The organism is Burkholderia sp. BCC0419, from assembly GCF_902830285.1.
GTDB lineage: Bacteria > Pseudomonadota > Gammaproteobacteria > Burkholderiales > Burkholderiaceae > Burkholderia.
In genome coordinates this window covers 210,448-217,910 of sequence record NZ_CADESR010000010.1, presented here as the reverse complement: position 1 = coordinate 217,910, position 7,463 = coordinate 210,448, and the positions used below count along the sequence as shown (strand labels likewise).

General features: G+C 67.9%; 4 protein-coding genes and 2 pseudogenes. 4 read left to right on the top strand and 2 right to left on the bottom strand.

Annotated elements, in window-relative coordinates:
- From HWW87_RS31815 to HWW87_RS37475, 4 genes and pseudogenes are all read left to right on the top strand, one after another.
- Nucleotides 1-261: pseudogene (locus HWW87_RS31815) on the top strand (efflux transporter periplasmic adaptor subunit); the annotation flags it as partial.
- Between the two features lie 15 nt (nucleotides 262-276).
- A complete protein-coding gene (locus HWW87_RS31810) occupies nucleotides 277-3,480 on the top strand; it encodes an efflux RND transporter permease subunit (RefSeq protein ID WP_175823626.1) in 3,204 nt (1,067 codons plus the stop codon).
- Nucleotides 3,480-5,018 (top strand): efflux transporter outer membrane subunit, encoded by a 1,539-nt coding sequence (locus HWW87_RS31805; protein WP_175823625.1) that lies wholly within the window; start codon nucleotides 3,480-3,482, stop codon nucleotides 5,016-5,018. Before HWW87_RS31810 ends, HWW87_RS31805 begins: the two co-directional genes overlap by 1 nt.
- A gap of 19 nt (nucleotides 5,019-5,037) precedes the next feature.
- A complete protein-coding gene (locus HWW87_RS37475; RefSeq protein WP_175823624.1) occupies nucleotides 5,038-5,718 on the top strand; it encodes a TetR family transcriptional regulator in 681 nt (226 codons plus the stop codon).
- Between the two features lie 5 nt (nucleotides 5,719-5,723).
- On the opposite strand, the pseudogene HWW87_RS31795 reads toward HWW87_RS37475, so the two are convergent.
- Nucleotides 5,724-5,936, bottom strand: a pseudogene (locus HWW87_RS31795) (hypothetical protein); the annotation flags it as partial.
- Between the two features lie 14 nt (nucleotides 5,937-5,950).
- Nucleotides 5,951-7,459, bottom strand: a complete 1,509-nt coding sequence (locus HWW87_RS31790) for a PLP-dependent aminotransferase family protein (RefSeq protein WP_175823623.1) — start codon at nucleotides 7,457-7,459, stop codon at nucleotides 5,951-5,953.
- Nucleotides 7,460-7,463: the final 4 nt, after the last annotated feature.

Below are 7,463 nucleotides of genomic sequence, written 5' to 3'. Positions count from 1 at the left end.
CAGAACTGGGTCGTCGAAGGCGGTCTGCAGGCGGGCGATCACGTGATCGTGCAAGGCGTCGACAAGGTGCGCCCGGGCGCGACCGTGAAGACCGTTGCGGCCCAGCTTGCGCAGGCGCAGGGCGCCGCCGCAGGGGCTGCAGCGGCGGCCGTCACGCCGTCGTCGGGTTCGTCGCCTGCCGCGGCGTCGCCGGCCGCCTCGCCGGCTGCAGCGTCGGGCGCCGCACCGGCGAGCGCTGCCGCCGCATCGAGCGCTCACTAACAGGGAGCCTGCTTCATGGCCAAGTTTTTTATCGATCGCCCGATCTTTGCATGGGTGATCGCCATCGTGCTGATGCTGGCCGGCGTCGCGTCGATCTTCACGCTGCCGATCGCGCAGTATCCGACGATCGCGCCGCCGGCCGTGCAGATCACCGCGAACTACCCGGGCGCTTCCGCGAAGACGGTGGAAGACACGGTGACGCAGGTGATCGAGCAGCAGATGAGCGGTCTCGACCACTTCCTGTACATGTCGTCGACGAGCGACGACTCGGGCAACGCGACCATCACGATCACGTTCGCGCCGGGCACGAACCCGGACATCGCGCAGGTCCAGGTGCAGAACAAGCTGTCGCTCGCGACGCCGAACCTGCCGCAGGTCGTGCAGCAGCTCGGCATGTCGGTGACGAAGTCGAGCAGCAGCTTCCTGCTGTGGATTGCGTTCAACTCCGACGACGGCAGCATGTCGAAGGACGACTTGACGAACTACGTCGCGTCGCACGTCCTCGATCCGATCAGCCGCATCAACGGCGTCGGCCAGACACTGCTGCTCGGTTCGCAATATGCGATGCGCGTGTGGCTCGATGCGACGAAGCTGACGAACTACGGCCTCACGCCATCCGACGTGACGGCCGCGATCACGCAGCAGAACGTGCAGGTCGCGGGCGGCCAGATCGGCGGCACGCCGGCGAAGCCCGGCACCGTGCTGCAGGCGACCATCACCGAGGCGACGCTGCTGCGCACACCCGAGCAGTTCGGCAACATCCTGCTGAAGGTCAACCAGGACGGCTCGCAGGTGCGCGTCAAGGACGTCGCCAGGGTGTCCCTGGGGACGGAAAACTACAACTTCGACACGAAGTACATGGGGCAACCCACGGCCGGGCTCGGCATCCAGCTCGCGACCGGCGCCAACGCGCTGGCGACCGTGAGCGCGATCCAGGCGAAGGTGGCTGAGCTGTCGCGATACTTCCCGCACGGGCTGGTCGTCCACTATCCGTTCGATACGACGCCGTTCGTGCGCCTGTCGATCGAGGAAGTGGTCAAGACGCTGCTCGAAGGCATCGTGCTGGTGTTCCTCGTGATGTACCTGTTCCTGCAGAACCTGCGGGCGACGATCATCCCGACGATCGCGGTGCCGGTCGTGTTGCTCGGCACGTTCGCGATCATGGCGGCGGTCGGCTTTTCGATCAACACGCTGTCGATGTTCGGCCTCGTGCTCGCGATCGGCCTGTTGGTCGACGACGCGATCGTGGTGGTGGAGAACGTCGAGCGGGTGATGGTCGAGGAGGGCTTGTCGCCGAAGGAGGCGACCCGCAAGGCGATGGGCCAGATCACCGGCGCACTCGTCGGCGTGGCGCTCGTGCTGTCGGCGGTGTTCGTGCCGGTGGCATTCTCCGGCGGCTCGGTCGGCGCGATCTATCGTCAGTTCTCGCTGACGATCGTATCGGCGATGGTGCTGTCGGTGCTGGTCGCGTTGATTCTGACGCCGGCACTGTGCGCGACGATCCTCAAGCCGATCGAGAAGGGGCATCACGAAGAGAAGAAAGGTTTCTTCGGCTGGTTCAACCGGACCTTCGACAAGAGCCGCGATCAGTACCACGTCGGCGTGCACCACGTGATCAAGCGCTCGGGTCGCTGGCTCGTCATCTACCTGGCCGTGCTCGTCGCGGTCGGCCTGTTGTTCGCGCGCCTGCCGAAGTCGTTCCTGCCGGACGAAGACCAGGGCTACATGTTCGTGATCGTGCAGACGCCGTCCGGCTCGACACAGGAAACGACCGGCAAGACGCTCGACAACATCAACACGTACCTGACTACCGCCGAGAAGGACGTGGTCGACTCGGTGTTCACGATCAACGGCTTCAGCTTCGCGGGCCGCGGCCAGAACTCGGGTCTCGTGTTCGTGAAGCTGAAGGGCTTCTCGGCGCGCCAGCGTTCGGATCAGAAGGTACAGGCGCTGCTGCGAAGGACCGCCGCGCATTACGCGAAGTACAAGGATGCGATGGTGATTCCGTTCAACCCGCCGTCGATTCGGGAACTCGGCAACGCGTCCGGCTTCGACTTCGAGCTGACGGACAACGCCGGTCTCGGCCACGACGCGCTGATTGCCGCGCGCAACCAGCTGGTCGAGATGGCGTCGAAGGATCCCCTGCTCGCGCTGGTGCGCCCGAACGGCCTGAACGACACGCCGCAGTACAAGGTGGACATCGACCGCGAAAAGGCGGATGCGCTCGGCGTGATGCCGGATGCGATCGACCAGACGTTCTCGATCGCGTGGGCGTCGAAGTACGTGAACAACTTCCTCGACACCGACAGCCGGATCAAGAAGGTGTACGTGCAGGCCGACGCGCCGTTCCGGACGACGCCGGACGACCTGAACGTCTGGTACGTGCGCAACGGGTCGGGCGGGATGGTACCGTTCAGCGCGTTCGCGACCGGCCACTGGACCTACGGTTCGCCGAAGCTGGAGCGCTACAACGGCGTGTCGTCGTTCGAGATTCTGGGGCAGGCGTCGCCGGGCAAGTCGACCGGCCAGGCGATGGCCGCGATGGAAGCACTCGCGAAGAAGCTGCCGGAAGGCGTCGGCTATTCGTGGACGGGGCTGTCGTTCCAGGAAATCCAGTCGGGCTCGCAGGCGCCGATCCTGTACGCGATCTCGATCCTCGTCGTGTTTTTGTGTCTCGCTGCGCTGTATGAAAGCTGGTCGATCCCGTTCTCGGTGATCATGGTCGTGCCGCTCGGCGTGATTGGCGCACTGCTCGCGACGACGCTGCGCGGCCTCGAGAACGACGTGTTTTTCCAGGTCGGCCTGCTGACGACCGTGGGCTTGTCCGCGAAGAACGCGATCCTGATCGTCGAGTTCGCGCGGGAGCTGCAGGTAACGGAGAAGATGGGGCCGATCGAGGCTGCGCTGGAAGCGGCGCGCCTGCGGCTGAGGCCGATCATGATGACGTCGCTCGCATTCATTCTCGGCGTGCTGCCGCTCGCGATCAGCAACGGCGCGGGCTCGGCGAGCCAGCACGCGATCGGCACCGGTGTGATCGGCGGGATGATCACCGCGACGTTCCTCGCGATTTTCATGATCCCGATGTTCTTCGTGAAGGTACGCCAGATCTTCAGCGGCGAGCAGGAAGATGCCGATCTCGCACTGCGTCTCGCGCAGGCGCATTCGCGTCACGAAGATCGACCGCACAACGACGAAGACGCCGGCAACAACGGACAGTGATGATGCAAAAACACGCTTTGACTGCAAGCGCGATCGCACTCGCCGCCGCGCTCTTCGCCACGGGCTGCACGATGGCGCCGCATTACAAGCGGCCGGATGCGCCCGTCGCACAGGCGTTTCCGTCCGGCGGCGTGTACGCGACGCAGCCGGCGGCGAAGGCCGGCGCGCGCAGCGCGAACGGCCAGGCGGCGGCCGGCATCGGCTGGCGCGAGTTCTTCGTCGATCCTCGCCTGCAACGGCTGATCGAGATCGCGCTGAAGAACAACCGCGACCTGCGCGTGTCGGTGCTGAACATCGAGGCGGCGCGTGCGCAGTACCAGATCACGCGCGCGGGGCTGTTCCCGACGCTCGACGGTACGGGCACGGGCAATATCCAGCGCTATCCGCAAGGTGTCTCGCCGACCAATCAGGCCTACATATCGCGCACTTACAACGTCGGACTGTCGGCGTCGTGGGAGCTCGACCTGTTCGGCCGGATCCAGAGCCTGAAGGACCAGGCGCTCGCGCAATACCTCGCGACCGCGCAGGCCCGCAAGGCGTCGGAGATCTCGCTGGTGTCGCAGGTGGCCGATCAATACCTGACGCTGCTGTCGACCGATGACCTGCTGCAGGTCACGGAGAACACGCTGAAATCCGCGCAGGCGTCGTACGACCTGACCAAGCTGCAGTTCGATAACGGCACGGGCTCCGAGCTCGACCTGCGCCAGGCGCAGACGATCGTCGAGACGGCGCTCGCGAACCAGCAGGCGCAGGCGCGCGCCCGCGCGCAGGCGGTGAACGCGCTGGTGCTGCTGATCGGCGAGCCGCTGCCGGACGATCTGCCGGCGGGCCTGCCGCTCGACGCGCAGAACCTGCTGACGGACGTGCCGGCCGGGTTGCCGTCGGACCTGCTGACGCGTCGTCCGGACATCATGGAAGCGGAGCAGAACCTGCTCGCGGCCAACGCGAACATCGGCGCGGCGCGTGCGGCGTTCTTCCCGCGCATCTCGTTGACGAGTGCGTTCGGCACCGCGAGCCCGACGCTGGGCGGCCTGTTCAAGGCCGGCACGGCGGCGTGGTCGTTCGCGCCGAACATCGCGCTGCCGATCTTCGAGGGCGGCGCGAACATCGCGAACCTCGATCTCGCGAACGTGCAGAAGCGCATCGAGATCGCGAACTACGAGAAGGCGATCCAGTCGGCGTTCCGCGAAGTGTCGGACGGGCTTGCCGCACGCGGCACGTACGACCAGCAGATCGCCGCGCTGGAGCGCAACGAGCGCGCGCAGCAGCGTCGCTTCGACCTGTCGGACCTGCGCTACAAGAACGGCGTGGACAGCTACCTGTCGGTGCTGACCGCGCAGACCGACCTGTATGCGGCGCAGCAGTCGCTGACCAACGCACGGCTGGCACGGTGGACCAACCTCGTCGACCTGTACCGCGCATTGGGCGGCGGCTGGATCCAGCGGGCCGGCGAGACGCCGCGCCCGGCCGACCAGCCGGTGGACGACGGCAAGGTGGCCGTACCGTTCGCATCGGTCATGGCAGCGCGGGCGAACTGACCGCGGGCATGACGAAAAAATGGCTCGCAAGACCAAGGAAGCGGCGCTGTTGACCCGGGAAGCCATTCTCGACGCGAGCGAGCGCCTTTTCGATGCATGCGGCTATGGCGCCGCGTCGCTCGAGGACATTGCCGAGGCGGCCGGTGTCACGCGCGGCGCGGTGTATTGGCACTTCAAGGACAAGGGCGATTTGCTACTGGCGCTCTTTGTCCGTGTGCGGGAGTCGTTTCGCGACCAGTTACTGGCACTGGTGCGGCGCGGCAGCCGGCGCGGGAGCATCAAGGCGTTCTGCCGCCTGCTATTGTCGGGCGGCGCGCGCCGCGCGGAAGCGAAGGCGATCTGCCGGCCCGGCGGCAAGCTGCTGCCGTACGACGAGATTTTCCTCGCCGAGCCGTTGACGGCGCACCTCGCGATCGACCTGTTTCAGGAGATGCACGAGACGCTCGTCGCGATCCTGAACAAACCCGGCGACGCCGGCGAAAACGGCGCGAAAGCGTCGGCGGGCGAAACCGAAATCGACGCCTATTTTCTTCAGGCGCTGCTGGTGGGGCACGCGCGTCTATGCGCATTTCACGCGGCGCCGCGCAAGATGGGCGACGCCACCGCGCGGATCGTCGGGCGCGGCATCGAGGCGGTCTCCGCGCGCCACGGTACGCGCGCTCGCGCCGCGAACCGGGTCGGCGCGACTCCGATAGCCTGACCCCAGGCGGCGTGCACGGCCACCGTGCGACGTGCGTTCCACAACGCGTCGAGGCCCGCCGCGCCGCCCGCCGCCATCCGGCCGATCGAGCGCGCGAGCGTGTTCATCGGCACCGCGACGTCGTTCAGTTCGATCGTACGCATCGTCGCGGCGAGCGACACCGGCACGAGGCCGAGCTGCCGCGCGTCGCCGGGCATCAGGATGTTCGCGCCGTCTGCCCGGCGTCGCGCCGTCAGGCCACGATGGCGCGCCGCAGCCGCAGCGCGGCGTCCCGCATGTTGCCCGGCAGCGTCGCGCCAAAACCGATCACCAGCCCGGCCTCGCCGCCGCCGCGGTAATGCGGCGACAGCGGCGGCGTCTGCAGCCCGAGCGCCGCAGCGGCTTCCCATACCGCGAGATCCGCGTCCGGTGCAGTCGCGCCACGCAGCTTCGCGACGAGATGCAGGCCGGCATCGGGCGCGTCTCCCCAATCGAGTACGTCCGCGCAGTGGCATTCGAGCGCGGCCAGCAGCGCATCCCGACGCTCTGCATAAAGCATCCGCATGCGGCGCAGATGCGTCGCGAAATGCCCTTCGCCGATGAATTCCGCGAGCGTGACCTGCAACGGCGTCGGCGATTGCCGGTCAACCAGCGCGCGGGCGTGCGCAAACGCCCCGGCGAGCCCCGGCGGCGCGATCAGGAAGCCGATCCTCAATCCGGGCGCCAGGACCTTCGCGAACGTGCCGACGTAGATCACGCGATTCGCGGCCGATTGCCGGCCGAGCGCGCGTAGCGGGTGCAGCGGCCGCCCGGCGTAGCGGTAGTCGCCGTCGCAATCGTCCTCGATGATCCAGGCGTCCGCACGCTCGGCCCAGTCCAGCAGCGCGAGCCGGCGCCGCAGGCTCATCGTCACGCCGAGCGGGTACTGATGCGACGGTGTAACCACCGCGAGGCGCGCGTCCGCGGCCAGCCGTGCACCGGCCTCGACGTCGAGGCCCTCCGCGTCGACCGGCACCGGTACGACACGTGCGCCCGCGCTTTCGACCGCGCTGTGTCCCGCGACGAATCCCGGGTTCTCGATCCATACCGTATCGCCCGCGTCGATCAGCAGGCGCGCGGCCAGCTCGATCGCGTGCTGCGAGCCGGACGTGATCACGACGTCGTCGGCATCGCACGCCAGGCCGCGCGTCACGCCCAGATGTTCGGCGATCGTCTCGCGCAGCGGGCGGTATCCGGCCGGATCGGCGTAGCCGAGCTGGTCGGCGGTCGGCCGGCTGCGCCAGAAACGGGCGGACAGGCGAGTCCACGTGTCGTACGGAAACGCATCGAACGCGGGCGTGCCGGGCGCGAGCAGGCCCGGCCCGCGCGGCACCGGCGTAACCGGCAGCCCGGCCAGGCGGCGGCCCCGCTCGGACAGCGCCGGGTACGCTTCGCCGCGCGCTGCGGTAACGGACAGCGGCGCCGCGGCGGCGGGCGGCGCCAGATCCTCCGGCAACACGTCCGGCACGTAGATGCCGGAGCCGCGCTGCCCGCGCGCATAGCCCTCCGCGACGAGCCTGTCGTACGCCAGCACGACGGTCTGCCTCGACACGCCCAGTTCGGCCGCGAACGATCGCGTCGATGGCAGGCGCGCGCCGGGACGCAGGTGGCCGCGCAGCACCGCCTCGCGCAGGTGCCGGGCGATCTGCTCCTGAAACGGCAGCGCCGCGGCGGGATCGACGGCGAAAGCGCCCCAGACGGGCGGTGTGGCGCGTTTGCTCATGGCC